The 25,165-nt window shown below is 68.5% G+C and carries 22 protein-coding genes, 2 tRNA genes and 1 rRNA gene; 9 read left to right on the plus strand and 16 right to left on the minus strand.

Annotated features, from left to right (window positions below; genetic code table 11):
• Positions 1-64 (minus strand): 16S ribosomal RNA (locus ABT352_RS27460); the annotation flags it as partial.
• Between the two features lie 638 nt (positions 65-702).
• Between ABT352_RS27460 and ABT352_RS27465 the strand changes: the two genes are divergently transcribed.
• Positions 703-1,113 (plus strand): hypothetical protein, encoded by a 411-nt coding sequence (locus ABT352_RS27465; RefSeq protein WP_350947823.1) that lies wholly within the window; start codon positions 703-705, stop codon positions 1,111-1,113.
• 402 nt (positions 1,114-1,515) lie between these two features.
• Here ABT352_RS27465 and ABT352_RS27470 read toward each other — a convergent pair whose 3' ends face one another.
• From ABT352_RS27470 to ABT352_RS27500, 7 genes are all read right to left on the minus strand, one after another.
• Positions 1,516-1,944 (minus strand): PH domain-containing protein, encoded by a 429-nt coding sequence (locus ABT352_RS27470; RefSeq protein ID WP_350947824.1) that lies wholly within the window; start codon positions 1,942-1,944, stop codon positions 1,516-1,518.
• A gap of 174 nt (positions 1,945-2,118) precedes the next feature.
• Positions 2,119-2,195: transfer RNA gene (locus ABT352_RS27475), tRNA-Met, on the minus strand.
• Between the two features lie 225 nt (positions 2,196-2,420).
• Positions 2,421-2,497, minus strand: a tRNA-Met gene (locus tag ABT352_RS27480).
• Positions 2,498-2,568: 71 nt separating this feature from the next.
• Entirely contained in the window at positions 2,569-5,511 is a 2,943-nt protein-coding gene (locus tag ABT352_RS27485) for a UPF0182 family protein (protein WP_350947982.1), read from the minus strand.
• A 320-nt stretch (positions 5,512-5,831) separates the two neighbouring features.
• Entirely contained in the window at positions 5,832-6,878 is a 1,047-nt protein-coding gene (locus ABT352_RS27490; protein WP_350947825.1) for a YlbL family protein, read from the minus strand.
• An 83-nt stretch (positions 6,879-6,961) separates the two neighbouring features.
• Positions 6,962-7,387 carry a molybdenum cofactor biosynthesis protein MoaE gene (locus ABT352_RS27495; protein WP_350947826.1) on the minus strand — a complete coding sequence of 142 codons (426 nt, stop codon included), beginning with the start codon at positions 7,385-7,387 and terminating at the stop codon, positions 6,962-6,964.
• Positions 7,388-7,488: 101 nt separating this feature from the next.
• Complete coding sequence (locus tag ABT352_RS27500; protein WP_350947983.1) at positions 7,489-8,565, minus strand: NAD-dependent epimerase/dehydratase family protein; 1,077 nt, start codon at positions 8,563-8,565, stop codon at positions 7,489-7,491.
• 79 nt (positions 8,566-8,644) lie between these two features.
• Between ABT352_RS27500 and ABT352_RS27505 the strand changes: the two genes are divergently transcribed.
• The 3 genes from ABT352_RS27505 (at position 8,645) to ABT352_RS27515 (ending at position 11,659) form a co-directional block, all read left to right on the plus strand.
• On the plus strand, positions 8,645-9,949 hold the full coding sequence (locus ABT352_RS27505) for a zinc-dependent metalloprotease (RefSeq protein WP_350947827.1): 1,305 nt from the start codon (positions 8,645-8,647) through the stop codon (positions 9,947-9,949).
• A complete protein-coding gene (locus ABT352_RS27510) occupies positions 9,946-10,491 on the plus strand; it encodes an NUDIX hydrolase (RefSeq protein ID WP_350947828.1) in 546 nt (181 codons plus the stop codon). The genes ABT352_RS27505 and ABT352_RS27510 overlap by 4 nt, the downstream gene beginning before the upstream one ends.
• Before the next feature lie 250 nt (positions 10,492-10,741).
• Positions 10,742-11,659, plus strand: coding sequence for an endonuclease/exonuclease/phosphatase family protein (locus ABT352_RS27515; protein ID WP_350947829.1), 918 nt, complete (start codon positions 10,742-10,744; stop codon positions 11,657-11,659).
• Positions 11,660-11,674: 15 nt separating this feature from the next.
• Here ABT352_RS27515 and ABT352_RS27520 read toward each other — a convergent pair whose 3' ends face one another.
• Positions 11,675-12,274 (minus strand): glycosyltransferase family protein, encoded by a 600-nt coding sequence (locus tag ABT352_RS27520; RefSeq protein WP_350947830.1) that lies wholly within the window; start codon positions 12,272-12,274, stop codon positions 11,675-11,677.
• Positions 12,271-12,786, minus strand: a complete 516-nt coding sequence (locus tag ABT352_RS27525; RefSeq protein WP_350947831.1) for a M48 metallopeptidase family protein — start codon at positions 12,784-12,786, stop codon at positions 12,271-12,273. The genes ABT352_RS27520 and ABT352_RS27525 overlap by 4 nt, the downstream gene beginning before the upstream one ends.
• 472 nt (positions 12,787-13,258) lie before the next feature.
• Here ABT352_RS27525 and ABT352_RS27530 point away from each other — a divergent pair, with 472 nt between their 5' ends.
• Both ABT352_RS27530 and ABT352_RS27535 read left to right on the plus strand, forming a co-directional pair.
• Positions 13,259-14,359, plus strand: coding sequence for a ThiF family adenylyltransferase (locus ABT352_RS27530; RefSeq protein WP_350947832.1), 1,101 nt, complete (start codon positions 13,259-13,261; stop codon positions 14,357-14,359).
• Between the two features lie 136 nt (positions 14,360-14,495).
• Complete coding sequence (locus ABT352_RS27535; RefSeq protein WP_350947833.1) at positions 14,496-15,833, plus strand: ABC1 kinase family protein; 1,338 nt, start codon at positions 14,496-14,498, stop codon at positions 15,831-15,833.
• Between the two features lie 633 nt (positions 15,834-16,466).
• On the opposite strand, the gene ABT352_RS40790 is transcribed toward ABT352_RS27535, so the two are convergent.
• The 5 genes from ABT352_RS40790 to ABT352_RS27560 all read right to left on the minus strand — a co-directional run bounded on the left by ABT352_RS40790 (position 16,467) and on the right by ABT352_RS27560 (position 20,518).
• On the minus strand, positions 16,467-16,841 hold the full coding sequence (locus ABT352_RS40790; RefSeq protein ID WP_502992896.1) for a putative WhiB-interacting protein: 375 nt from the start codon (positions 16,839-16,841) through the stop codon (positions 16,467-16,469).
• Complete coding sequence (locus ABT352_RS27545) at positions 16,768-17,037, minus strand: WhiB family transcriptional regulator (RefSeq protein ID WP_329085648.1); 270 nt, start codon at positions 17,035-17,037, stop codon at positions 16,768-16,770. The genes ABT352_RS40790 and ABT352_RS27545 overlap by 74 nt, the downstream gene beginning before the upstream one ends.
• Positions 17,038-17,164: 127 nt before the next feature.
• Positions 17,165-17,467 (minus strand): hypothetical protein, encoded by a 303-nt coding sequence (locus ABT352_RS27550; RefSeq protein ID WP_350947835.1) that lies wholly within the window; start codon positions 17,465-17,467, stop codon positions 17,165-17,167.
• Between the two features lie 115 nt (positions 17,468-17,582).
• Entirely contained in the window at positions 17,583-18,449 is an 867-nt protein-coding gene (locus ABT352_RS27555; RefSeq protein WP_350947836.1) for an acyl-CoA thioesterase, read from the minus strand.
• Positions 18,446-20,518 (minus strand): ATP-dependent DNA helicase UvrD2, encoded by a 2,073-nt coding sequence (locus ABT352_RS27560; protein WP_350947837.1) that lies wholly within the window; start codon positions 20,516-20,518, stop codon positions 18,446-18,448. The genes ABT352_RS27555 and ABT352_RS27560 overlap by 4 nt, the downstream gene beginning before the upstream one ends.
• A gap of 175 nt (positions 20,519-20,693) precedes the next feature.
• On the opposite strand from ABT352_RS27560, the gene ABT352_RS27565 reads away from it, so the two are divergent.
• Both ABT352_RS27565 and ABT352_RS27570 read left to right on the plus strand, forming a co-directional pair.
• Positions 20,694-21,905: an alpha/beta hydrolase gene (locus tag ABT352_RS27565; protein ID WP_350947838.1), complete on the plus strand. Its 1,212-nt coding sequence runs from the start codon at positions 20,694-20,696 to the stop codon at positions 21,903-21,905.
• Between the two features lie 58 nt (positions 21,906-21,963).
• The gene (locus ABT352_RS27570) at positions 21,964-22,218 is read left to right on the plus strand and encodes a glutaredoxin family protein (protein ID WP_350947839.1); all 255 of its coding nucleotides are present in this window, start codon (positions 21,964-21,966) and stop codon (positions 22,216-22,218) included.
• 216 nt (positions 22,219-22,434) lie between these two features.
• Here the strand turns inward: ABT352_RS27570 and nudC are convergent, their stop codons facing one another.
• The gene (nudC, locus tag ABT352_RS27575; protein WP_350947840.1) at positions 22,435-23,412 is read right to left on the minus strand and encodes an NAD(+) diphosphatase; all 978 of its coding nucleotides are present in this window, start codon (positions 23,410-23,412) and stop codon (positions 22,435-22,437) included.
• 375 nt (positions 23,413-23,787) lie between these two features.
• On the opposite strand from nudC, the gene ABT352_RS27580 reads away from it, so the two are divergent.
• Positions 23,788-24,951, plus strand: a complete 1,164-nt coding sequence (locus ABT352_RS27580) for an ATP-grasp domain-containing protein (protein WP_350947841.1) — start codon at positions 23,788-23,790, stop codon at positions 24,949-24,951.
• Positions 24,952-25,165: the final 214 nt, after the last annotated feature.

Consider the following 25,165-nt stretch of genomic DNA (forward strand, 5'->3'; position numbering starts at 1 on the left):
CGACTTGCATGTGTTAAGCACGCCGCCAGCGTTCGTCCTGAGCCAGGATCAAACTCTCCAAACAATGTCTGAACAGTCCTTACCCAGCTGAAAGCCCACCACCGTCACACGGTGGCGGATGTTCAACCAAAGGAATCCATCCCCCCACCGAAGCGGGTAGGACGGGGTTGTGCTTCATGCACTGGCTTTTAACACACTGTTGAGTTCTCAAGAAACGGACGCGTACACCATCACCCTGACCCGACCAACCGGTCCGGCAGAACTCCGGGGCGTTCCATTTCGTATCACTATCTTATCGGGAGTGTCGGTTTCGTGTCAAACTGTCGGATTTTCCGACCCTCGACTCGAACCCGCCGAACCCGCTAGGATTGCGACCACCCCGTTTCCAGGGCAACCCCTCTAACTTACTCCAACATCCGATCGTTGTCCAATCACTCGGACACATCCGGTTTGCCGGGGTGGAGAGAGGGTTTTGCCGGGCAGTTAGTTCGCTCCTGGAGGTTTAAACCTGGATGCTCGCTGCCCTGCGGAAAGAACACTACCAGGACTCTCACGTCACAGAGACAACTTGCCAACCATCCCGGAGACTCGCGCGTCCCAAACAGGCAAGCGCGCAACCAGACGTCAAGCCATCCGCAATCGACTCTGGATACGAAGAGGCGCGAGGGTCAGAATCCTGACTCCGCCGTGGAGGTGAGCACCATGACCCGCTCGGAGTTCGACGACATCCGCGCGCACATCGATGCGGAGGCCGACCACCCAGGCGACCTGCTGAGGGTTGCCAGGTCTCTGCTGAACGACCTTGAAGACGCACGTATGAGAGAGGCGACCCTCCGCGCCTACTATCTGCGTCTCCTCACCGCGGCTCGGGCGACGGTCGCCGCGGAGGCGGCCGGCTACCCGGAGCCGTTGACCTTCCTCACCGACGAGCTCGCCAAGCGCGGCCAGCTCCCGACATCCGAGGACGAGGTGAACCGGATCCTCGGCGACGCCCACACCGCGGCGGCGCTACTGGCCTGCCTTGAGGAGAATCCTCTGGGGACGACCCCGATGAACACCGGAGGCTCTCGCGCACGGAGGTGCGCCGGCACAAGCCGTAGCCTCCCACGATGAGGCGTTCCGCGTCATTGACCTGGGCTTGAACCAAGATCTGTAAGACTCCAGGCATGTTGCAGCGAGGGCTGAATTGGGCTGCGGCGACCCTCGTGGGCGTCTTCGGCTTTGTCTGGACCGGTGTAGTGATGTTCGCGGCCGTCGAGACCTCGACGTGGACGTGGATAGGACAGGTCTCCTTTGGGGCCTTCCTCACCTGCTGGGCTTGCTACAAGGCGAGTCTGCTGGTGCGCCGCACCAGGCCCGGTTTCGTCCCGAGGCATCGCCGGGTGAGGGTCAGAGCCTGAGGGATGCCCTCGCGGGCCGGGCCCAGGCGGCCGATCATCGGCGCCGGGTCCCGGTTCGGAGTCGGAAGGCACCACCGGGACGGTCTCGCGTCCCGGCACCCGGGGATCCGGCGGACTATGCCCCCGTCCGGAACGAGCGGAGTTCGTCGGCCACCTGCCGGCACGGCACTCCCAGGTCGAACCGGCTGAGCAGGTGGATGCCCTCCCCCGTGTCGATCTCCAGGAGTTCCGTACGTGAGGTGAAGCGGGTCCGTGTGTCCACCCGGATACGCTCGACGGCGCTCCACGGCACCCGTTCGGATCCGGCGAAGCCCCTCACCACGACGAGACCCTCGCCATCGGCTGTGAGCCGTACCGGAGCGAGGAGATCGCGCATCACCAGCGCTGTCAGGATCGCGGTCGCGGCACCCGCCAGGATCGCCCCTCGTGGGTCGTCGAGGGTGAGGATCGTGAGCACCGCGAGGGCGAACGCCCCGACGATCTTCATGATGAGGAGATCGCGGCGCACGCGCCAGCGCAGGACAGGTCCGGACGTTTCGCTCACAACGGCACGCTACCTCTCGAACTCTGGCATCTCTCGAAATACATCCCGCACGCCAGGCTCGACGTCCCTTGGCACGCACAGCGGTGGATGCCCCGGCCAGGCGCAAAGAAGACGGGGTCTCGACTGCCCAAAACGCGGAAGGCCCTGATCTCTGGGAGATCAGGGCCTTCCGATTGGTAGCGGGGACAGGATTTGAACCTGCGACCTCTGGGTTATGAGCCCAGCGAGCTACCGAACTGCTCCACCCCGCGTCGGTGTGTGTTTGAACACTATCCGGGATTCCCCTCGGGCTGCAAATCGGCACAGGAACGCGAGGTCACCGGCCTCACGTCGCCCCCGTCCGCGGAGCCTCCGGGGTTTCACAGACGGGCACGAGGTGATGTCCCCAGCGCAGAAGCCTCTGGACGCGGTGGATCCCGAGGAGGGAAAACAAAAAAGGTCCCGGTCGCCGTTTCCGGCGACCGGGACCTTTCGATTGGTAGCGGGGACAGGATTTGAACCTGCGACCTCTGGGTTATGAGCCCAGCGAGCTACCGAACTGCTCCACCCCGCGTCGGTGTATGTCTCAACCATACCCGGCTTTGGTGGCGGACGCGAATCAGATCGCTGGGCCCCGGTGTCTTTCTAGGGATTCGGTGTGGGTGTCGGTGTGGCGGATGGGACCGGTGTGGGTGTCGCCGACGGTGCCGGGGATCCCGACGCCGAGGGAGACGGGGTGGGCGCGGGGCTCGCCTCGGTGCCCTTCAGCTTCGACAGCGCCTCCTGGAGCTCCTTCTGGGCCTCGCCGTAGTCGTTCCAGTTCGGCGGGTCGGCCTGGAGAGCGGCCTGTGCCTTGTTGTACGCCTTCTGCGCCTCGTCGATCGCCTGGGCCAGCGCGGTGGTGGGCTGGTTGGCGTTCGCCTCCTCGGCCGGCTTACCCTCCCCCTGCTGCTCCTGTGGAGCGGTTTGGGTGCCGTCACCGAAGACCTGTTCCAGCGCGCCCTTGAGCGTGTCGGCCGAGCCGACCTTGCTGCCGTAGGCCACCAGGACGCGGCGGAGGATCGGGTACGGCTCCTGGCCGGAGGCGGCCGCGATCTCCACGTAGACCGGTTCGACGTAGACCAGGCCGTCGGCGAACGGCAGGGTCAACAGGTTGCCGTAGCGGACCTTCGCCTGGCCGAGCCCGAGCAGGTTCAGCTCGCCGGAGAACTTGTTCTGGAAGTTGTTCTGCACCTGGCCGGGGCCGGGGATCGTGGTGTTGGAGGGCATGCGCAGGATGCGCAGCTTTCCGTAGTCCTCTCCGGGGGTGGCGTCCACGGCCATGAACGCGGCCAGGTTGGGTCCCTGGCGCGGCACGAACGTGGTGGTCAGCGAGAACGTGGGCTTGTCGGTGCTCGGCATCTTGACCGACAGGTAGTACGGCGGCTGCTTGATGTCGCGCTCGCCCGAGGACGGGTCGTTCGGGACATTCCAGAAGTCCTGGCCGCTGTAGAAGGCGTTCGGGTCGGCGATGTGGTACTGGGAAAGCACGTCACGCTGGACCTTGAACAGCGCCTCCGGGTAGCGAAGATGCTGCCTGAGCTCGGGCGTCATCTCCGTCTGCGGCTTGATGACGCCGGGGAAGGCCTTGCGCCAGGTCTGCAGGATGGGGTCCTTCTCGTCCCAGGCGTACAGGTTGACGGTGCCGTCGTAGGCGTCGACCGTGGCCTTCACCGAGTTGCGCATGTAGTTGATCTGGTCGCGCGGCTGCGGGACCACTACGCGCGGGTCGGTGATGGTGTCGCGCGTCATCGCCTCCAGGCTCTTGCTCTGGGAGTACGGGTAGGCGTTGGACGTGGTGTACGCGTCGGCGATCCAGACCACCCTGCCGTCGACGATCGCCGGGTAGGGGTTGTCGTCCAGGCTCAGGAACGGCGCCACCTTGGCGATACGCTGCTGCGGGTTGCGCTCGTAGAGGATCTTGGAGTCCGGGTTGACGTCACCCGACAGCAGCAGGTTGATCTCGCCGTACTTGGCGGCGTAGAGCATCCGGTTGATGAAGGATCCGACCGGGACACCACCCTTGCCTTCGTAGGTGGTGTTCTTCTGGCCGGTGCCACCGCTCTCGGGGTAGTCGAGCTCCTGATTCCTCTGGCCGTTGCCGCCGACGACGACGTACTCGGCCGCGCCGCGTGCCTCGCCGAAGTAGATCCGCGACTCCTTGAGCTTCGTCCGCTCCACCAGGGAACCGGTGACCGGCATGTCCTTGGCGTCGAAGTTGGGCAGACCCTCGGAGTCGACCTCGTTGCCGGGCGCCGCCACGAAACCGTTGCCGTGGGTGTAGACGAGATGCCGGTTGATCCAGTTGTTCTGCTCGGCCGGCGGCCCCGTGAGCTCTCGCACGGCCACGACGGTGTCGCGCATCGTGCCGTTCTCGTCGGGGTAGCGGTCGACGTCGAGCGGATCGTGGAAGTCGTAGTAACCGCGAATCCGCTGCTTCTGCTGGTACGTCTTCGCGACCAGGCTGGGGTCGAGCAGGCGCACGCCGGAGATGGAGCTGTCGGCGCTGACGTTGACCTTGCTCGGGTCTCCCTGAGCCGTGTAGTCGATCACCTCGGCGTCGTTGACGTCGTAGGCTGTTCGGGTCGCGTCGATGTTGCGTTTGATGTACTCCTGCTCCTTGCCCTGCTGGTTCGGCTTGACCTGGAACTGCTCGACCAGGGCCGGGTAGACCCCGCCGATCAGGATGGCCGAGAGCACCAGGAGACCGAAACCGACGCCGGGCAGCATGCCCCCGGCGCGCACGACCCCGGCGAAGAACAGGACCGCGCAGATCAGGGCGATGATCGCCAGGATGGTCTTGGCGGGAAGCACCGCGTTGATGTCGGTGTACGAGGCACCGTGTCTGAAGCCCCGGTCGGAGAAGACCAGCCCGTACCGGTCGACCCAGTAGGCGACCGCCTTCAACAGCACGAAGATGCCCAGCAGCACCGACAGGTGCGCCCGAGCGCCGCGCGAGGCGTGCACGCCGGGTGACTGGAGCCGGAACCCGCCGTACAGGTAGTGCACGATCGCCGACAGCAGCGCGGAGAGCACCACCGCGACGAACAGGAAGTTCAGCACCATCCGGATGAAGGGATAGGTGAACATGAAGAAGGAGATGTCCATCTTGAACTGCGGATCGGTCGTACCGAACGGCGTCGCGTTGATGAACTCCAGCCAGGTCTTCCACTGACCTGAGAAGGACGAACCCGAGAACAGGCCGAGCACCGCCACACCGATCAGGAAGATCAGTTTGCGGTGCGGGTCAAGGGCCATCCGATACCGGTCGGCACCGCTGGCGCCACCGAACATTCCCGGGCCGAACATCGGCCGCATGCGGTACGCCAGCAGCATGTTGCCGCCGACGATCCCGACCATCAGCAGTGCGCCGACGGCGAACAGCAGGATCTGCGTGACGATCACACCGGAGAAGACGGCCGTGTAGTCGACCGAGTCGTACCAAAGGTAATCAGTAAAAATACCGGCAAAGAGAAAGAAAAGGATAACTATCGCGCCCAGCGCGATCGCGACGGGAACTAGCAGTCGTGGCCGGCGGGGCAAGCGCATTGCCCTGCCGGCTCCGGGGGTCCGGAAGCTCAAGGCCAACCCCTTGTCGTAAGAGCACGGTCCGTGTCTGGCAACCTACACCGGAGGGCAATGGGCCGCGTTCAGCCTTTCGGGCACGGTCCGGCCACAACACCAACTGGTCTCGGGTCCTTAGGTCCAACGTACGAGGACCCTGATGAGTGCCCCGTCACGAGGCCCAAGACCCGGAAAACCGGATCTTTTACCTAATTGGGCGACGCGTCCCGCTTTCCGGGCTTCTCCTGCCGCTCACTCCCGAGGTCTCATTCCCTCGCCCAGGAGCTCCCGTCCGGCTTCGGAAGTCAGCCCGCCGGGCAGCTCGGCACGGCACCCGAGCCGGTGCGAATCGCGTCGATCGCCTGGACGGCCTCGCGCAGGGTCGCGACCTTGACCAGCCTGAGGCCGTCCGGGATCGCCTTGACCGCCTCCGCGCAGTTTTCTGTGGGGGTCAGGAAGATCGTCGCCCCCGCCTTCCTCGCGCCGACCATCTTCTGCTGGATGCCGCCGATCGGGCCGACGTCGCCCTCAGCGGTGATCGTCCCGGTCCCCGCGATGGACTTGCCGCCGGTCATCGCCCCGGGGGTGAGCTTGTCGACGATGCCCAGGGAGAACATCATCCCCGCGCTCGGCCCGCCGACGTCACCGACGTTGATCTTGACCTGGAAGGGGAACTTGTAGCCGACCCGCATGGTGATGCCCACGAGGGGTGCGCCGTCCTGGCCCGCGACGGTCGGGACGGTGATGGTCATGCTCTCGGCGCCCCGGTTGACGACGAAACCGACCTGTTCGCCCGGCTTGTGCTTGCGGACGGCGGCGGAGACGCTCTCGCGGTCGGACACGGGGGTGCCGTCCACCGAGACGATCTCGTCGCCGATCTTGAACTTGCCGTCGGCGGGCAGACCCTTCTCCGTGGAGGCCACGGTCACGACCGAGCTGTAGGGGATCTTCAGCTCCGTCAGCGCCGCCGCGGTCGCGTCGTCCTGGGAGTTCGTCATCTCCTGGGTGTTCTGCTCCTCGACCTCCTTCGCGGTGGTCGCGGGAGGGAAGATCGTCTCCTCGGGCACGACCGCGATGGTGGGATCGATCCATCCCCTGAGCGCGCTGAAAAGATCGATCCTGGTGCCGGGTCCGCCCTGGTAGGCCACGGTGACGAGGCTGAGCTTGCCTTCCGTCGGATACGTCTGGCGCCCCTCGACGCTGATCACCGGCTTGCCGTCGACGTCCCCGATGGTGTTCTCGGTCGGCCCTGGGCTCAGCACGACGTACGGCACCGGCAGCAGGGCGCCGACCAGCGCGAACATGAGCGTGAGGAAGCCCGCCACCATGAGGGTCAGCGCACGTCGGGACATGGACAAAGCCTATGCCGTACGACAGGTCATGAAACCGTACCCGGACGCCGCCGCGCCGACGGTCGCGTACCGGCCGGTCGATCTCACTCGCAGGCCCCCACCCACTCGGAGGAGCCGTCGGCGAAAAACTGGTTCTTCCAGATGGGGACCTGGCTCTTGAGGTCGTCGATCAGTCTGCGGGAGGCCTCGAACGCCTCGCCTCGGTGTGGCGCGGCGACCGCCACGACGACCGCGATATCGCCGAGCCGCAGGTCACCGACTCGATGAACGGCGGCGAGCGCGGTCACCGGGAAGTCCGTGGCGATCTTCTCCGCCACCCGGCGAAGCTCGTCCACGGCGCTCGGATGCGCCGAGTAGGACAGGCCCGTGACCGGCTTGCCGTGGTCCTGCTCACGGACCGTGCCGACGAAGACCGTCGTGCCGCCCGCGGCGTGGTCACCGACGGCGGCGAGCACCTCGTCGACGGAGAGCGCGCTGTCGCGAATATCGAGCAACCGGATGACATCCACGCCGCAAAGCGTACCGGCAGGGAAAAACGGCCTCCGCAGCGCACTTCCGCTGACGGGATCCGCGCCAGGACCCGTACGAGCCCGTACGCCCTGAGCGGACATCAGGTGGTACGGCGCTTCTTGCGGGCGGCCCGGACGATCGCCGCGGTGCCGAGGACGGCGACGGTGGCGCCGGCCGCGGTGAGTGTGGCCTCCTTGCCCGACAGGCGGCGGCCCACCACGGCGTGCCTGCCCTCGCGCAACTTGAGGAGTTGCTCGAACGCGGCCTCGTTGCTCCACATCGGCTTCCAACCGGCCTCGCGCAGCGCGGTGCAGTCGACCACCCACGGGTAGACGACGTAGTGCAGGTCGGTGGCCGGGGCCGGGGTGATGCCGAGGCGGTGCAGGCGCTGGGCGGTGCCGAAGGTCAGCCCGGCGGGCAGTTCCAGCCGGCGCAGCCCGGAGATCTCCTCCACCTGCTCCTGCTCCAGCCACCCGTCGCCGCCGACGGCCACCACCCCCGAGACCGTGCCGAGCGCCGCCATCTCAAGGGCCGAGACGAGGTCGTCCACGTGGCAGAACTGCCAGCGGGGGGCGCATCCCTTCACGGTCAGCAGCCGGGGCGCCTCGAAATGCCTGGTCACCACGCTGTCGACGCCGGGACCGACCACGGCGGCGGGCCGGACCACCGTCACGCCGAGACCGGGGTGGCTGCGCAGGGAGCGGCGGGCCAGCGCCTCGATCTCCAGATGGTCGCCGACCATGCCCGTGTCGGGCTCGGCGGCGACCGGCGCCCCCTCGGGCAGCGGGACCGGGTTGTCGGGGACGGCTCCGTACACCATGGCACTGGTGAGCAGCACGACCCGTCGCACCCGTGCGGCCGCGCTGGCGGTGAGCACCGTCTGGGCCGCTCGCAGATTGTAGGCGCGCCGCTCCGTCGGGTTGACGTCGAGCGCGTAGTCGGCGGCCAGGTGCACGAGCACGTCAATGTCAGATATGCGGTTCGCCAAGAGCGGATCTCGGACATCGAGGACCCGCCAGGTGACGTCGGGAACGTCACCACGCTGCTCGTCGATGGCCACGACCCTGCGGAAATCCGCAGACGAGGCGACCTTCGCGAGGAAGGCACGGCCTAGGCCCGAGGCGGCGCCGGTGACGGCGACGACGGGGGGCCGGGAGCGTTTCGAGGTAGGCACCAGGTCCTCACTTTGCACTGACCCGCCATGCGACGGATAACGTGGCGGATGTGGACTCCTCCATCCTGCACGAGGTAGAGCGGTGACTGACTTGCCAGGTCGGGAAAACGACCCCAACGAGAACCCGTTCGCCATGTTCGGCAACCCGGAGCAGATCGCAGCGGCAATGCGCCAGTTCGCCGACATGCTCTCCGCTCCGCCGACCTCAGGTCCCGTCAACTGGGACATGGCGAAGAACATCGCACGGCACGTGGTGGTCGCCGAGGGCGATCCAAGTGTCATGGAAGGCGAGCGGCGCCAGATCGTCGACGCCCTGAATCTGGCCGACCTGTGGCTCAACGAGGCCACCTCCCTGCCGAGCGGGGTGAGCAACCCTCAGGCCTGGAGCCGTTCGGAGTGGATCGAGAAGACCATTCCGGTCTGGCAGAAGCTCTGTGACCCGATCGCCGCCCGCATGGTCGAGACCATGAGCGGGACACTCGGTGCCGCCGGTCTGCCCGCGGAGGCCCAGGCCATGGCCGGGCCGCTGATGGGGATGATGAAACAGATGGGCGGCATGATGGTCGGCCAGCAGATCGGCCAGGCCGTCGGCTCGCTCGCCCTGGAGGTGATCGGCTCCACCGACATCGGCCTGCCGCTGTCGGACAACGCCGCCCTGCTGCCCGGCGGCGTCGCGGCGTTCAGCCAGGGCCTGGAGATCCCCGCCGAGGAGATCCGCCTCTACCTCGCCCTGCGCGAGGCGGCTCACCACCGGCTTTTCCAGCATGTGCCGTGGTTGCGCGCGCACCTGCTCGGAGCGGTGGAGGAGTACGCCAGGGGCATCACGGTGGACGCGTCCGCGCTGGAGGAGCAGCTCCGCGGGCTCGACATCAACAATCCCGAGCAGCTCCAGCAGGCCCTGAGCGGCGGCAACCTGCTCAAGCCCGAGGAGACCGAGCGGCAGAAGGCCGCCCTGTCCCGGCTGGAGACCATGCTCGCCCTGGTCGAGGGCTGGGTCGGCACCGTCGTGGACGGCGCCGCGGACGGCAAGCTCCCCTCGGCGACCGCGCTGTCGGAGACCGTACGGCGCCGCAGGGCGACCGGTGGTCCCGCCGAGCAGACCTTCGCCACGCTCGTCGGCCTCGAACTCAGGCCCCGCCGCCTGCGCGAGGCCGCCACCCTGTGGCAGGCCCTGGAGGCCGACCGGGGCGTCGACGGCCGCGACGCGGTCTGGAACCACCCCGACCTGATGCCCACCGCCGACGATCTCGACAACCCCGAGAGGTTCGTGCGGGGCGAGCCCGAGCTCGACCTGTCGTCCCTGGAGGGGACCCTGCGGGAGCCTCCCCGTGACGGCGGCGACGCCGAGAAGAAGCGCGAGGACGACGGCGAGGACGGGAGCGCGTGAGCCTGCGCGCCGACGCGAAGGACGTGCTCACGGGGTGGGTCGCCCCGACGGCGGAGGAGGAGATCCTCCGCAAGGAGTTCCTTGAGCACGTCCACGCCAACGACGACGCGATGTGGCGCGAATGCGTCACCGGCCACCTGACGGCCACGACCGCGGTGCTCTCCCACGACGGTGAGCGGGTGCTGCTGACGCTGCACCGCAAGGCCGGGATGTGGCTGCCCATGGGAGGTCACTGCGAGCGCGGCGACGCCTCCCTGGAGGCGGTGGCGCTGCGTGAGGCCACCGAGGAGTCCGGCATCGCGGGCCTGCGGCTGCTGCCGGGCCCGCTCGCGCTCGACCGGCACCGGGTCTGGTGCCACCCCCCGCACAGCAGCCATCTCGACGTCGAGTACGGCGCCGTCGCTCCCGCCGACGTCGAGGCCGTGATCAGCGCCGAGTCGCTCGACCTGCGCTGGTTCCCGGTGGAGGAGATCCCCGAGCTCTCCGACGAGGCGACCCGCCGGCTGGCCCGCCGTGCCCGTGAGGCCCTGCGTTCCAGGTGATCGGAAGCTCGATGCCGTACTCCGGCCTGTTCCGGGCATGCCCCGAGAGTGTTGGACCGTTTTACGCTTGTCTCATCTTCGCCCGGATATCTTCGTTCTCATCGGGCTGTACGGAACGGATCGGGGCACTGTGAGCGTGAGGACAACGGCTGACAGGGGCACCGGACGTGTCGGGAGCGCCGGAAGCGCCGCCGCGCCGTCGGCGCGCCGACGGCGTTGGAAGGTTCCCAAAACCTTCGCCTGGGCCACGGTGACCCCGTTCGCCGCCTGGGCGGTGGCCCGGGTGGCCGGGCTCGAACGCGACTCGCTGACCACCCAGCTCATGACCGGCACCCCGTACGTGGCCGCGGCCTCGCTCGTACCGCTGCTGCTGTCGGCGCTGACACGCAACCGGGCGGTGACGGCGGTGGCGCTGGTCACCACCGCGGCGCTCGGCCTCAGCGTGCTCCCCAGGGCCTTCCGTTCCGGGGATCCCGCGGTGGCGGCGGCGGAAACGCCGCTGCGGGTGCTGACGCTCAACACGCTGTTCGGACGTGCCGAGCCCGACGCCGTGATGGATCTGGTCCGGCGGCTGGATCCCGATGTGTTCAGCACCCAGGAGCTGACCCCGGGAATGGTCGAGGATCTGCGGGCCGCCGGGCTGGAGGAGATCCTGCCGTACCAGGTGCTGGAGCCGGAGTGGAGCGCCGGTGGAAGCGGTCTGTACGCGAGGTATCCGCTGACTCCGAGGAAGGACCTGTTCGAGGCGATCGGGCACAACATGCCCGCCGCGCTGATGACGGTGCCCGGCACCAAACCCGTCGAGATCGTCGACGTGCATCCCTTCCCGCCGCTGGGCAGGCAGGTGTACGACTGGACGGCCGCGCTGGAGGCCCTGCCCTCCGCCGCGCCCGACACGATCCGCATCCTCGCGGGCGACTTCAACGCCAGCCTCGACCACGCGGCGATGCGGCGTTTCCTGAGCCGCGGTTACCAGGACGCGGCCGCCGTCGCCGGGGAGGGCCTCACCCCCACCTGGCCGGTCAACAGACGCGTCCCCGCACTGATCACGATCGACCACATCGTGGTGGACCGGCGGGTGGGAGTCGACGCGGTCAGCGTGCACACCGTGCCCGGCACCGACCATCGGGCGGTCTTCGCCGACCTGCGACTACCTTCGCCGTCCTGACGGCTTTCCGAAACGTCAGGACGACAGGAGCGCCCGGGTGTTGTCCCAGCCCTCCAGGCCGGGGTCGAGGAGGCGGATGTCGTCGGGGGTGCGCAGGCGGTGCCAGCCTGGACCCCTCGCGACCATGCGGCTGCCGGGCGCGGCGGCGCGAAGCGCCTTGACCGGGTCGAGGTCGTCGAAACCCACCGCGGCCCAGTCGGGATAGGGCAGGTGGGCGGCGAGCGCCACCGTGCCGCCCCCGGTGTCCGGGCAGACGGCGATCCTGGCCCGGCCCAGCTCGCGGAAGAGCTTGCCGATGAGCAACGGGGGCAGGTCGGGCGCGTCCGCGCTCAGCAGGACCGCCTGTCGTCCGTACGGCAGGGCCGCGAAGGCCGCCTCGACCAGGGCGCTCCCGGAAAGATCGGGGATCTCGACGACCGGGGTGCCCGGCCAGACGATCTCCTCCATGCCGGGGACGCTCGTCACCACGACCGGAGAGACGAAGTCGAGCCCGGCGACGAGCTCGTAGGCGTCTTCGGCGAGGGCCGTGCGGAAGAGGGCGGCGTCGATCCCCGCGGGGGCCGCGTCCGCCACGGAGGGCGTGACCAGGACGGCCACCACTCGTTCTTCCGTCAAAACCCCTCCGCGGAACCGTGGGCCGCCGTGGAGAATCCCTCCAGGAAGCCTCGCGCCCGCTCGGCCTTGGGATATCGTTCCACGAGCGCCCAGAAGCGCGAGCCGTGGCTCGGCACCAGCAGGTGGACGAGCTCATGCATGATCACATAGTCGACCACCCACGACGGCATGCCCCGAAGCCGCGTGGAGATCCTGATGGTCCCGTGATCGGGGGTGCACGAGCCCCAGCGGTGCTGCTGGTTCTCCACCCAGCGCACGCTCGACGGTCTCGCCTCCCCGCCCAGATATCGGGCCGACAGATCGACGGCCCGATCGAGGAGATCGTCGTCGGAGGGACGTCTGCGCTGCTCCTTGGCCGCGAGGCGATCGAGCATACGGCGCACCCATTGTTCCTCATCGGTGCTACTCAAACCGGCGGGGAGGAGCACGATCGTTTTCTCGCCGTCGCGGTACGCAGAAACCGTCCGCCGACGGCGAGAACTACGACGGACCTCGACTGTCTCGGGGGGCACATATGAACGGTAGCCGAGAATGGCGAATTCACACCAGAGGGTAGAACACGTTCCCGCTGGTCAATCCCCGTTCGCCGATTGTTCAGCGTGGATGATCAACTATGACCGTGACTTATCTAATTAACCTGGATATCAGCCGTCTCATGCGTCGCCGAAACGCGGGACCCGCTGTTCTCTCCGGCCTGCCGAGCCTTCAAGCATGCCGTCGTAGATCATCATGACGGGCCGGGCGAGGGGTTTCCGGCTCGGCGCGGCGTCGAGATCCGCGGCCCTTACCCGCCAGGGAGATCTTTTGAGCGGTCGGCAGGACGGGGGCCGGCACGGGGGTGAGTTATCCACAGGCTGAGAGTTATCCACAGGCGACGGGAAAGGTGTCTGGGATCTTGAGGGGCCGTGCCACGCTGGGCCCACCCGGCCGGCCCGCCCGTTCCCCCCGGCTCACCTGCGGGTTCCTCCTGAGAAAGGTTCTGCGATGAGACCACGTCTGAAGCCCGCCCTGCGCCGCGTCGCCCGCGACGGACGCACCCTGCAGTTCGGTCTGCATCCTCGTCACGCGGTGGTGCTGACCGATCTGGAGCCGGGGGTCCGCCGCTGGGTCGAGAGTCTCGACGGCGTCCGTGACCTCGCGGGCGTGCTGGCCGGTGCCGCCGAGGTGGGCCTCGGCGAGGAGGACGGCCGGGCTCTGCTCGATCTGCTGGTCAGCCGTGGCGTGGTGGACGACGCGGGCGCGGCCCCCGGTCCGCTGCGCACACTCGCGATGGCCGAGTGTGACAGGCTCCAGCCGGATCTCGACGCGCTCTCCCTCACACCGGGCACGATCGACGGCGGGCTCGCCGTGCTGGAGCGCAGGCGAGAGGCCCAGGTACGGGTCTACGGCGCGGGGCGGGTCGGCGCGCAGGTCGTCGCCCTGCTCGCCGCCTCGGGGGTCGGCCGGATCTGCGTCGTCGATCCCGGTACGGCCCGGCGAAGGGACGTCGTCCCCGGCGGGCTCGGCTGGACGGAGGTCGGAATGAGCAGGCAGGACGGCGCGGTCGCGGTGGCCAAGAGGCTCGCGCCCGGCCTCACGGCGTGGACCGGCGACGGGGCCGCCCAGCCGGCCGACGGGGGCAGACCTTTCGACCTGGCGGTGCTCGCTCCGGTGGGGCCCCTGGACGGTCTCCTGGTCAAGGAGCTCGTCGAGTGGGAGATCCCGCACCTGCTGGTCACCGCCTTCGAGGGCTCCGGGTCGGTCGGCCCTCTGGTGCTGCCTGGACGGAGCACATGCCTGCACTGCCTAGATTTGACCCGACGAGATCGTGACCCTGGCTGGCCTGTCGTCAGCGCCGGGCTGGGTGGTTTCCCCGCGGGAGAAATCGCGTGTGGGACGGTGCTGTCGACGCTGGTGGCGGCGACTGCCGCAGGTCACGCACTCGCCGTGATCGACGGCCGTGAGCCCGCTGTGACCAACAGCACAGTGGAAGTATTGCCAGATTGGAGCTGGAAGAGGCGATCCTGGAGTGTTCATCCTCAATGTCGTTGCTTCCGAAACGAGTTGGGGTCGCTGACAATGGTCGCGTCGGCCGCCTGTCGCTGACGGACGCACGGCTCACAAACACACAGCTGACAGACACAACTGACGGACACAGCGGTCGGCTACCCGCCGCCGACGGATACACAGCGAAGGGAGGGAGCGGCGTCTCGCTGTAGCAGCGGATGCGCCGCTAACCAAGGTGAGTGACCTTCCGCGCCGCGCCGTTGCGCGCTCTGCCAAGCTGGCCGCCCTGCCGATCGGGTTCGCCGGACGCACCGCTCTCGGTCTCGGAAAACGAATCGGGGGCAAGTCCGCCGAGATCGTCGCCCAGGAAATCCAGGAACGCACCGCCGAGCAGATCTTCAAGGTTCTCGGGGAGCTCAAGGGCGGGGCGATGAAGCTCGGCCAGGCGCTGTCCATCTTCGAGGCGGCACTGCCCGCCGAGGTCGCCGGCCCCTACCGCGCGACCCTGACCAAACTCCAGGACGCGGCTCCGCCGCTTCCCGCGGCGACCGTGCACAAGGTCCTCGTCGAGCAGTTGGGTGACGACTGGCGGGAGAACTTCCTGTCGTTCGACGACAGGCCCACCGCCGCCGCGTCGATCGGGCAGGTGCACAAGGCGGTCTGGCACGACGGCCGGACGGTCGCGGTGAAGATCCAGTATCCGGGGGCGGGGAAGGCGCTGCTCTCCGACTTCACCCAGCTGTCCAGGCTCGGCAAGCTCTTCGGGGTGCTGCTGCCCGGCCTCGACATCAAGACCGTGCTGAGCGAGTTGCGCGAGCGGGTGGTCGAGGAGCTCGACTATCTCCACGAGGCCGAGGCCCAGCACGCCTTCGCCCTGGAGTACAAGGACGATCCCGACTTCCTGATCCCGGACGTGATCGCCGCCAACGAGCAGGTGCTCGTCTCCGAATGGGTCGACGGCACCCCTCTGTCGCGGATCATCGCCGACGGCACCCAGGAGCAGCGCGACCGGGCCGGTCTCCAACTCGTCCGGTTCCTGTTCTCCTCACCCGCGCGGCTGGGCATGCTGCACGCCGACCCCCACCCGGGCAACTTCCGGATCGTCGAGGACGGCCGGATGTGCGTGCTCGACTTCGGCGCGGTCAACCGGATGCCCGACGGATACCCGCCGGTCTTCGGGAAGCTGACCCGCATCTTCAACAACGGCGACATGGCGACCGTCGTGCAGGGCCTGCGCGACGAGGGCTTCATTCAGCCACACATCGAGATCGACCCCGAAGCCCTGCGGGCGTTCCTCGCCCCCTACGTCGAACCGACCGCCGTGGAGGAGTTCTCCTTCAGCAGGGAGTGGCTCCAGCAGCAGGCCGCCACGGCCACCGACCTGCGTCCCGGCAATGTGGTGCGCCAGCTCAACCTGCCGGCCTCGTACGTTCTCATCCACCGGGTGCACGCGGCGGGGGTCGGTGTTCTCTGCCAGCTCGGCGCCACCGCCCGCTTCCGCGAGGAGGTCATCCGCTGGGTCCCCGGGTTCACCGACGAGGACTCGGGAGAGCCCACCCTCACCAGTGCCTGAGGGATCTCTCCCTGCCGCGACTTTCCGCTCCCACGACTTCTTCCGCTTCTACGGCTTCTGCACGGACAGCGCTCCGCTTCTACGGCTTCTGCACGGACAGCGCTCCGCTTCTACGACTTCTCCCCGGACAGGGCGCCGGTTCTTCGACTTCTGCACGGACAGCGCTCCGGTTCTTCGGCTTCTACCCGGACAGAGCGCCGATGGCTCATCGGCGCCCGAGGGCTGTCCCCTTGTCGTGACGCGGCGACGTGCTGTGGATACCCCTCGATCCCCTCATGTGCCACGACGTGCCGCGATACTCCCCTCCCGGGACCTACCACGACGCTGTGCGATGCCTCTCGACGCCTCTCGATGTGCCGCAACGTCCTGCGACACGCGGCGGCGTGATGGATCCGGCGAGACCGGCGAGACGCTTGAGGGGTGACCCGCCTGAGCGGGTCACCCCTCGTTCGTCTCGCTCTTCGAGTCCGTCGCCTATGTCCGGCCCGTCTCGCTCTTAACGTCCTCTTCCGTGCGGCTTTTCCTTCCGTGCGGCTTCGCGTGTTTCTCGTGCGCGCTCTACGCGTCGCCGCCGGTCCCTACCGGTCAGGTCGAACAGATCAAGACGGACAGGTCAAGACAGATGATGACGGATCAGACGAGGCGCAGGATCGCGCTCCGCAGGCGCGCCGAGGCGCGCTCCGCCTCACGCTGGGCGCGCCGGAGGCGCTGAAGACCTGCGGCCCTGCGATGCTCCTCCGCCTCCCGGTGGAGGGTCCGTATTCGGTCACGGACCAGTTCTTCTTGCATAGACGGCAGGGGGAGGCCTCTGGTGTTGGAGTGGCTCATCGGAATGGTCCCTTCGGAAACGTGTGGTTCGTGGTCGGCCGAGTTCTTGGTGATCCGGGTTCTCGGCGGTTCGACTTCTGGGTGGTTCGGGCGGTTACCGGGTTGTTCAGGCAGCGACCGGGTTCTTGCGGGGACGCCCGCGCGGACGCTTCCGGGGAACGATCGCCCCCCGCAGAACAAGCTCGCCGCCCCAGACGCCCCACGGCTCCTCGCGCTCCAGCGCGCGGGCCAGGCAGGCCTCACGGATCGGGCAGCCCCCGCAGAGCGCCTTGGCGAACTCCACGTCCTCCGGAGACTCGGCGAACCACAGGTCGGGGTCGGTACGACAGGGGATTGTGGCTTCGTCGATCAGGTCCATGACCGTCTGGGCCCCCATCTGTTCACCTCTCAGCTAGGTGTTGATCTTCGGTTACCTCTTGGGGTGGGGGTCAGGAATGACGCGGACAAACAAGAAGGCCGCGGATCCTGTGTGCGGATCCGCGGCCTGAAGGCTTTTTCCTCGGTCAGGTTATGACCGGAGGTTGCCCCCAGGGTTGCGGACCGCGCAGTCCACCGTTTCCGATGTGCTTGGTCGTTGTTGCGTAGTTGCCGCCCAGCCCACTCCGAACAGCCGGGACGTCCGTCGCCGGGAAATCGGCCGGAGCGAACCAACGACGGCCGGCTTCGGCGTGGAAGCGGGCAGAGTCCACCTGCAGAGCCAGAGCAGCCACGCCACCGGCGAGAATGACCTGACTGTCGCAAGGCAGAACGGTGTTACGGCGCGCAGAAGTGAGCCCCATCTGGGACTGCATCAGGATGCTCTTCACAGCGGACTCACCTCCATTAGTTGATCGTCGGACAGTAGCGTCCGACTTGCATGTCCATGACCTTAAACCCCGGCCCGGGGAGTGGGCAACCTATTTTCCACCTGCGGTTTTGCGACTATCTCACGTGGATCATCGCCTCCTGAACTACCGACACGGCCAGTTTCCCGGACCGGGTGAACATCTCCCCCTTGGCGAGCCCTCGCGCCGCCCCGGACCACGGTGACTCCTGGGCGTAGAGCATCCACTCGTCCACCCGGAAGGGACGGTGGAACCACATCGCGTGGTCCAGCGACGCGCCGAAGAGGTTGGACGCGCCCCATGCGAGGCCGTGGGTGAGAAGGACGGTGTCGACCAGGGTGAAATCGGAGGCATAGGCGGCGAGCACCACGTGCAGCAGCGGATCGTCGGGCAGTTCCGCGTCGTAGCGGAACCACACGTTGGTGTTTGAACCGCGAAGCTCCGGGTCGCGGTAGGCCTCCCAGGTGAGGGGGGTGACGTAGCGGGCGTCCACCGGCCTCGGCCTGGAGACCCAATCTCGCAGCGGCGAGTCCGGCCCCACCGCCTGGAGAATCCGGTCCTTGAAGAGCGGCAGGCCCTCGGGGTCGACCACCTGCGGCATCGTGGCCGCCTGGTGTTCGACGCCGGTCTCCGTCACGTGGAAGGAGGCCGACATGGTGAATATCGCCTTACCGTGCTGGATGGCCACCACCCGGCGGGTGGTGAAGGATCGGCCGTCGCGGACCCGCTCGACGTTGTAGACGATCGGGATGGCCGGGTCTCCGGGACGGATGAAGTAGGCGTGCAGCGAGTGGACGTGGCGGTCGTCGGGCACCGTCCGTCCTGCGGCGAACAGTGCCTGGGCGGCCACCTGGCCGCCGAAGACACGTTGGATACGCTCCTTCGGGCTGCGCCCCCTGAAGATGTCGAGCTCGATCTGCTCCAGGTCGAGCAGATCCAGAAGCTCCTTCAACGCCTCGTTCACGCGCCCTCCGTCTGGTTTGCGGCGATACGGCATAGTTCGAGTACCGCCTCACCATAACGATCAAGCTTGACCCGTCCGATTCCGGTGATGGCGAGGAGATCCTGCTCAGAAAGCGGTGCCCGTTCGGCGATGGCCTGGAGGGTGACGTCGGTGAAGATCGCCCACTGGGGGATCTTCTCGTGCTTGGCCACTCCCGTACGCCACGACTTGAGCGCGCCGAGCAGCGCCTCGTCGTAGTCGGCGGGGCAGCCCGCGCACCTGCCGAGCTTCTGCTCGGTGGCGGCGGTGAGGGTCTTGCCGCAGACCCGGCAGCTGATCGGCGCGGCGACCTGGCGGCGGTCGGCCGCCGCGGCCGGGGCGTCGGCGCGGCTTTTCCACGCGGAGCGGCCGGTGAGCCCGTCCAGGAAGCGGGACGGTTTGCGGGAACGCCGCCCGCCGGGTGAACGCGCCAGCGCCCACGACAGCGCGAGGTGGGCGCGGGCGCGGGTGACGCCGACGTACAGGAGGCGGCGCTCCTCCTCGATCTGCTCGGGCGTCTCCGCGTAGATGATCGGCAGCATGCCGTCGGCGACGCCGACGAGGAAGACGGCGTCCCACTCCAGGCCCTTGGCGGCGTGCAGCGAGGCCAGGGTGACCCCTTCGACCGGCGGCGCGTGCTGCTCTCCGGCCCGGCGCTCCAACTCGGCCACGAAGGCGGGCAGATCGGCGCCGGTGGCGGCGAGGTCCTCGGCGAGATCGGCCAGTGCCTTCAGTGACTCCCACTTCTCGCGGGCCTTGCCCCCGCCGGGAGCCTCGGGAGTGAGCCCGATGCCGGCCAGGATGTCGTGCACGGTCGAGGCGAGCGTGTCGCCGGGCTCGGCCGAGCGGGCGGCGCCACGCAGCAGCACGACCGCCTGGCGGACCTCGGGACGCTCGAAGAAGCGGTCGGCGCCGCGCAGCACGTACGGCAGGCCGGCCTTGGCGAAGGCCTGCTCGTACGCCTCGGACTGGGCGTTGACCCGGAACAGCACGGCGATCTCGCGGGTGGGCACCCCGGTGCCGACGAGCTTCTTCACCGCCCGGGCCACGCCCTCCGCCTCGGCGGTCTCGTCGTCGTACTCGGTGAAGACCGGTTCGGGGCCGTCGGGGCGCTGGGCGATCAGGGCGAGCTTGTGCGGGGTGCGTGCCCTGTCGAGCACCCGGTTGGCCAGGGAGACGACCTGGGGCGTGGAACGGTAGTCGCGGACCAGCTTGATCACGGTGGCGTTGGGGTGCTCGACCGAGAAACCGGTCAGGTAGCGGGGGGTGGCCCCGGTGAAGGAGTAGATCGTCTGGTTGGGGTCGCCGACCACGCACAGGTCGTCGCGTCCGCCGAGCCAGGTGTCGAGCAACAGCTTCTGCAGGGGGTTGACGTCCTGGTACTCGTCGACCACGAAGTAGCGATACTGCTGGCGGATCTGGGAGGCCACCTCGCGGTGCTCGGTCATCACGGCCGCGGTGAGCTCCAGGATGGTCTCGAAGTCGACCAGGTGCCGGTCGCGGCGGAGGTTCTCGTATGCCTCGTAGAGCCGGAAGACCTCCTCGGCGGGGACGGGCGAGACGCGGCCCGCCTTTTTCGCGGCCTCCGCGTAGTCCTCGGGGGCGATCTGGGTGACCTTCGCCCATTCGATCTCGGAGGCGATGTCACGCAGTTCGGAACGGTCCTGGTTCTTGCGCAGGACGCGACAGGCGTCGATCAGCAGCGGCAGCTTCGACTCGATCACCCTGGGCGGGTCGCCACCGATGACGCGCGGCCAGAAGTAGGTGAGCTGGCGCAGCGCGGCGGCGTGGAAGGTGCGCGCCTGCACGCCCGGCGTGCCGAGGTGCCGCAGCCGCTGCCTGAGCTCACCGGCCGCGCGAGTGGTGAACGTCACCGCCAGCACGCCCTGGGCGTCGACCACTCCGCTGCGGACCGCGTGCGCGATGCGGTGGGTGATGGCACGGGTCTTGCCCGTCCCCGCCCCCGCGAGGACACAGACCGGTCCTCTGACGGCTTCCGCCACCTCACGCTGCTCGGGGTCCAGTGCCGCCAGAACGTTGTCGGGCTCCACGGAGCCTCCTTACACGCAGTCGAACGGACCGGGCGGCAACATCCTCCCAGTCACTGGCCAAGCATCAGTCATTCTGGCAACATGCCGCCGTCAACCTATGTGGTTCGCCGAGATGCACAAAGCGGGCTTTTTGCTCCACAATGGGGGCGACCGATCCGGGGGAAGGAAGAGGCTCGTGCGAACTGGGGTAACCGTAGGTGCACTCGCCCTGGCGACGGCGATGGTTGTACCCGCGGTGGCGTACACGACCGCGCACGCCCACACGGTCTCGGCTCCGGCCCAGACCGGCGGCGCACCCGGCTCGGCGGAGGCCCCCACAGGCAGAGCCACCACCGGCACGGCGAAGGCCGGCGCGGACGACACGGATCGCAGCACGTACGGCACGGCGAAGGCGACCACCGGGGTGGCCGAGATCGGTACGGCCACCGCGGGAACGACCGGCACGGGGACCGGCGTGAGCAAGGCCGGCACGAGCGGTACGGGCACGAGCGGAACAAGCACGGGCGGTACGGGCACGGGCGACCCCAAGAAGACCTCCGCCCAGAAGACCCGTGCGGGCAACCCGACGCCCCCTCCGGTGGGCCAGCCCGACCCTCTGGTGCAGGGCACGGTCGTCAACACCGTCGCGTACGGTCGGCACGTCCGCCAGCGCATGGACGTCTGGTACCAGACCGACGAGTTGAAGCGGCCGGGTGTCTTCCTGATCCACGGCGGCTGGTGGTCGTCGGGCGACAAGAAGTACATGACCGAGATAAGCCGCAGCTACGCCGAGCAGGGCTACGTCGTCTTCAACATCAACTACCGCCTCTCCACCGACGCCTCCTGGCCGGCACAGCGCACCGACACGCTGAGCGCGATCGCCACCGCACGGCGGAACGCGGCACTGTGGTCCTTCGACCCGAACAACTACGTGGTCGTCGGCTTCTCCGCCGGAGGCCACCTCGCCGGGGCCGTGGGCACCTACAAGAACGGCTGGCCCGGCATGCGCGGCGTCGTCGGCATCTCCCCGGTGATGTCCCCGCTCACGGCGTACACCGAGGGCATCGACACCTTCGACCTGGAGAGGCGCAAGCTTCGCGAGTCGGCCATCAGGCTCGCCGGGGGCTGTGAGCCCACCGGCAAGTGCGCCAGGGTCTGGGCGAGCATGGAGGTGCCGTGGCACGCGAGCCGCGGTGACGCGCCCATGCTGGTCGTGCACTCCGAGGACGAGTTCGTGTCGCCGGAGCACAGCGAGCAGCTCAAGGAGCACCTGCGCAAGGTCGGCGTGCCGGTGACGATCGTCACCGAGCCCGGCATCGCGCACAGCTCACCTCTTTACCGGCTGCCCGGTGTGGCGGACCGGGTTCAGCAGTGGGTCGCGGAGAAACTGCTCCCATCGGGAAGATGAACGGCCCTCGCTGTGTTGCCAATGGCGCCGGACATCACATGAGGGGATTTTTCACGACATGGCGCTCACTGTGTACACCACGACCTGGTGCGGTCCCTGCAAGCGGCTGAAGAGCCAGCTCAGCCGCGAGGGGATCTCCTACAAGGAGGTCGACATCGAGAGCGACCCGGACGCGGCCACGTTCGTCATGAGCGTGAACAACGGTAACCAGGTCGTCCCCACCGTCGTGGTCGACTCCCCCACCGGCCAGGTCGTCAGGACCAACCCCTCGGTGATCGAGCTCAAGCGCATCCTGGCGGGCGCGGGCGTGTAACCGCCCTCTCCACTGTCAGGTCCACTGTCGGGCCCCGGTCTCGCTTCCATGGACACCGGGGCTCTCGTATGCCGGGACGTCCTCGACCTCGTGACCCGGCGATCCGCCGCCTGTCGGAGGTCTTCCCCGCAAGGTGGGAGATCCCGAGGGCGGCGAGGTCTTTTCCCGGCGTTTCTCCTCGGCGGGGACGGGTCGTGGCCTTCCCCGCGGAGAGGGTCACCAGTCGCCGGTGAGCGGCTCGCCGTACCAGGCCTCGATGAGCCTGCGGGCGATCGACACCTCGGGCGGCAGGCGCACCTCGCCGCTCTCCACCGCGGCCAGCAGCTCGGCACGGCTGAACCAGTGGGCCTCGGCGATCTCCTCGGCATCGAGGACGAACTCCGTTGACGTGGCCCGCGCGAAGAAGCCGAGCATCAGGCTGCGCGGGAAGGGCCAGGGCTGGCTGCCCATGTAGCGCGGCTCGACGACGCGCACACCGACCTCCTCGACCACCTCGCGCGCCACGGCGTGCTCCAGCGACTCGCCGGGCTCGACGAACCCGGCCAGCACCGAGAGCCGCCCCTCGGGCCACTGCGGCCCTCTGGCCAGCAGGCACCTGTCGTCCTCGTCGCGAACCAGCATGATCACCGCGGGATCGACCCGGGGGAAGTGCTGGCTGTTGTCCTTGGGACAGACGCGTACGTGCCCGCCCGCGCGCACCTCGGTGGCGCTCCCGCACCGGGGACAGAACTCGTGGGTGGAGTGCCATGCCTCCAGGGCGACCGCGTACACCAGCAGCCCCGCGTCCAGATCCTCCAGCATCGCCCCCACCTGGCGGAGTCCGGCGGTGAGGGTCTGGCCCTCCTCCAGCTCCGAGGAGGCGAGCGGGGCGACGATCCGGTTGAAGGAACCGGTGTGGACGCTGTCCGCCAACGGTGCCGCCACGGCGAAGTAGGCGATGCCCTCGGCGTCGACGCCGAGCAGGTAGCGCTCCCCGTCCGGCGCCTCCGCCGTGGGCAGCAGGACCAGCTTGGCCTCTCCGCCGCTGCGCCGGACCAGCGCCTGTCCGTCGTCGATGACCACGACCCTGGTCGCGGTGTCCGCCCAGGCCTTTTCGAGCCACTCGGCGTCGCCGCGAAGCGCCGCCGACCGGTCGATGGCACTGCGCGCGAGCAGCAGCGGTCCCAACAGTTCTTCTTGTGCCGCGATTTCCACGCCGTTCAGCCTCCCCCACCGAGTGCACATCCTACGCCGCAGGACGAAGCCCCCATCCGCCCCTCTGCGCGCACAGGTCCTCCCTCCTTCCCGGCATGCGCGCGAGGAAGGTGGCACACGTCTTGGCGCACGAGCCCTCCCCCTTTCTCCGCGTACGCGCGGGAGAAGCGACACACGCCTCGGTGCGTCATCGGTTCTCCTCCTTCCTCACCCCTCGTCCGGTTCTCCCGCCCTGTACAGCGGGCTCCGCGGGCTCTCATCATTGGGCGACACGGACATCTACTGTCAATAAGCTGATCGCCTCCGCGCGCTGATCGGCCGCAGGCTAGGATCTCCGAGTTAGGTTAGCCTTGCCTGATATCGGGGGTCCCTGCATTGCGGCTGTACCTCACCGCGCTGAAACCGACCGACTCGGTCACCGACGGCTTTCTCCCCGCGGCCCGCGCGCTCGGCTGCGAGGTCACCGTCCTCACCGACCGGCCCGAGCGGTACCGCGACTCCGGGGCCGAGGTGCTCCGCTGCGACGTGCGCGACGCGCGGGCGGTGATCGACACCGTCGCGCACCACCACGCCCCGGACGCGATCTTCTCGAACTCCGACCACATCCAGGCGGAGACCGCGCTCGCCGCCGCGTACTTCGGCCTGCCGGGCAAGGACTGGCGGGCCTGCGTCGACACCAAGAACAAGGCGCTCACCCGGCGGCGGCTCGCCGCCGCCGGAGTCGAGACCGTCCGTTCCGCACGGCTGGCACCGGACGATCCGCCGCCCGCGGACCTGCCGTTCCCCGCGGTCGTGAAGCCCCGCGAGGGCGTGGCGAGCGAGGACGTCGTACTGGTCCGCGACACGGGCGAGCTCGCGGAGGCCGTCGCGGCCATCCGGGACAGGCGCCCCGGAGAGACGCTGGTCGTGGAGGAGTATCTCGACGGCCCTCTGCACACTATGGAGACGCTCGGCGACGGCGAGCGGATCAGGGTGCTCGGCGGTTTCCGCACCACCCTCGGGCCGCTGCCGTACTTCGTGGAGGAACGGCTCGACTGGGAGTCACCCCCCGGCCGTGACCACGTGCTGCGGGCCCTCGGGGCACTGCGGGTCGGGTTCGGGGCCTGCCACACCGAGTACGTGATGACTCCGGCCGGGCCGAGGATCGTCGAGGTCAACTACCGGGTGATCGGCGACCACTGCGACTTCCTGCTGGCGAGCATGCTGGACGCGCCCCTGTTCGAGCTCGTTCTCGGTGTGCATCTCGGGGCGCGTCTCGATGCGCGACCGCGGTCTTCCGGCGAGGGGCACGCGACCGCGCTGAGCCTCGTCGCCGACCGGCCTGGAACCGTGGTGAGCGCTCCGGGCACGGTCGTTCCCGCGCCCGGTGACCCGGTCCGTGTCTGGCACCGGCCGCTGCGCGCGACGGGCGACCGGATCGACCTGAGCAACACCAACCGCGACTACGTGGGCATCGTCCGCGCGATCGGCCCCGACCGGGCCCGCGTCGACGCGGCCGTCGCGGCCTTCACCTCGGAGAACCCGTGGGTGATCGCGTGAGCCGGAACAGCGTGGACGATCGGGTGAGCCGGAGCCCCGTGGGCGGCCGAGTGCGCCCCGGAACCACGAGCGACCACGCGGACCGAGACCCCGCGAACGACCGGGTACACCCCGGAAGCACGGGCGACCACGCGGACCGGGAACGCGCGACCGATCGCGTGGTCCGCGGAGGTCCCGCGGAGGTGCCGGCGGGTCGGCGATCCACGGGCGACCG

The organism is Streptosporangium sp. NPDC000563 (assembly GCF_040299985.1).
Classification (GTDB): domain Bacteria; phylum Actinomycetota; class Actinomycetes; order Streptosporangiales; family Streptosporangiaceae; genus Streptosporangium.

Bases quoted from the DNA above. Each gene is read 5' to 3' on its own strand.
- ABT352_RS27490 (WP_350947825.1), bottom strand. From the start codon at position 6,878: ATGTCCCGACGTGCGCTGACCCTCATGGTGGCGGGCTTCCTCACGCTC.
- ABT352_RS27530 (WP_350947832.1), top strand. From the start codon at position 13,259: ATGAGACCACGTCTGAAGCCCGCCCTGCGCCGCGTCGCCCGCGACGGA.
- ABT352_RS27465 (WP_350947823.1), top strand. From the start codon at position 703: ATGACCCGCTCGGAGTTCGACGACATCCGCGCGCACATCGATGCGGAG.
- ABT352_RS27485 (WP_350947982.1), bottom strand. From the start codon at position 5,511: ATGCGCTTGCCCCGCCGGCCACGACTGCTAGTTCCCGTCGCGATCGCG.
- ABT352_RS27570 (WP_350947839.1), top strand. From the start codon at position 21,964: ATGGCGCTCACTGTGTACACCACGACCTGGTGCGGTCCCTGCAAGCGG.
- ABT352_RS27545 (WP_329085648.1), bottom strand. From the start codon at position 17,037: ATGGGGGCCCAGACGGTCATGGACCTGATCGACGAAGCCACAATCCCC.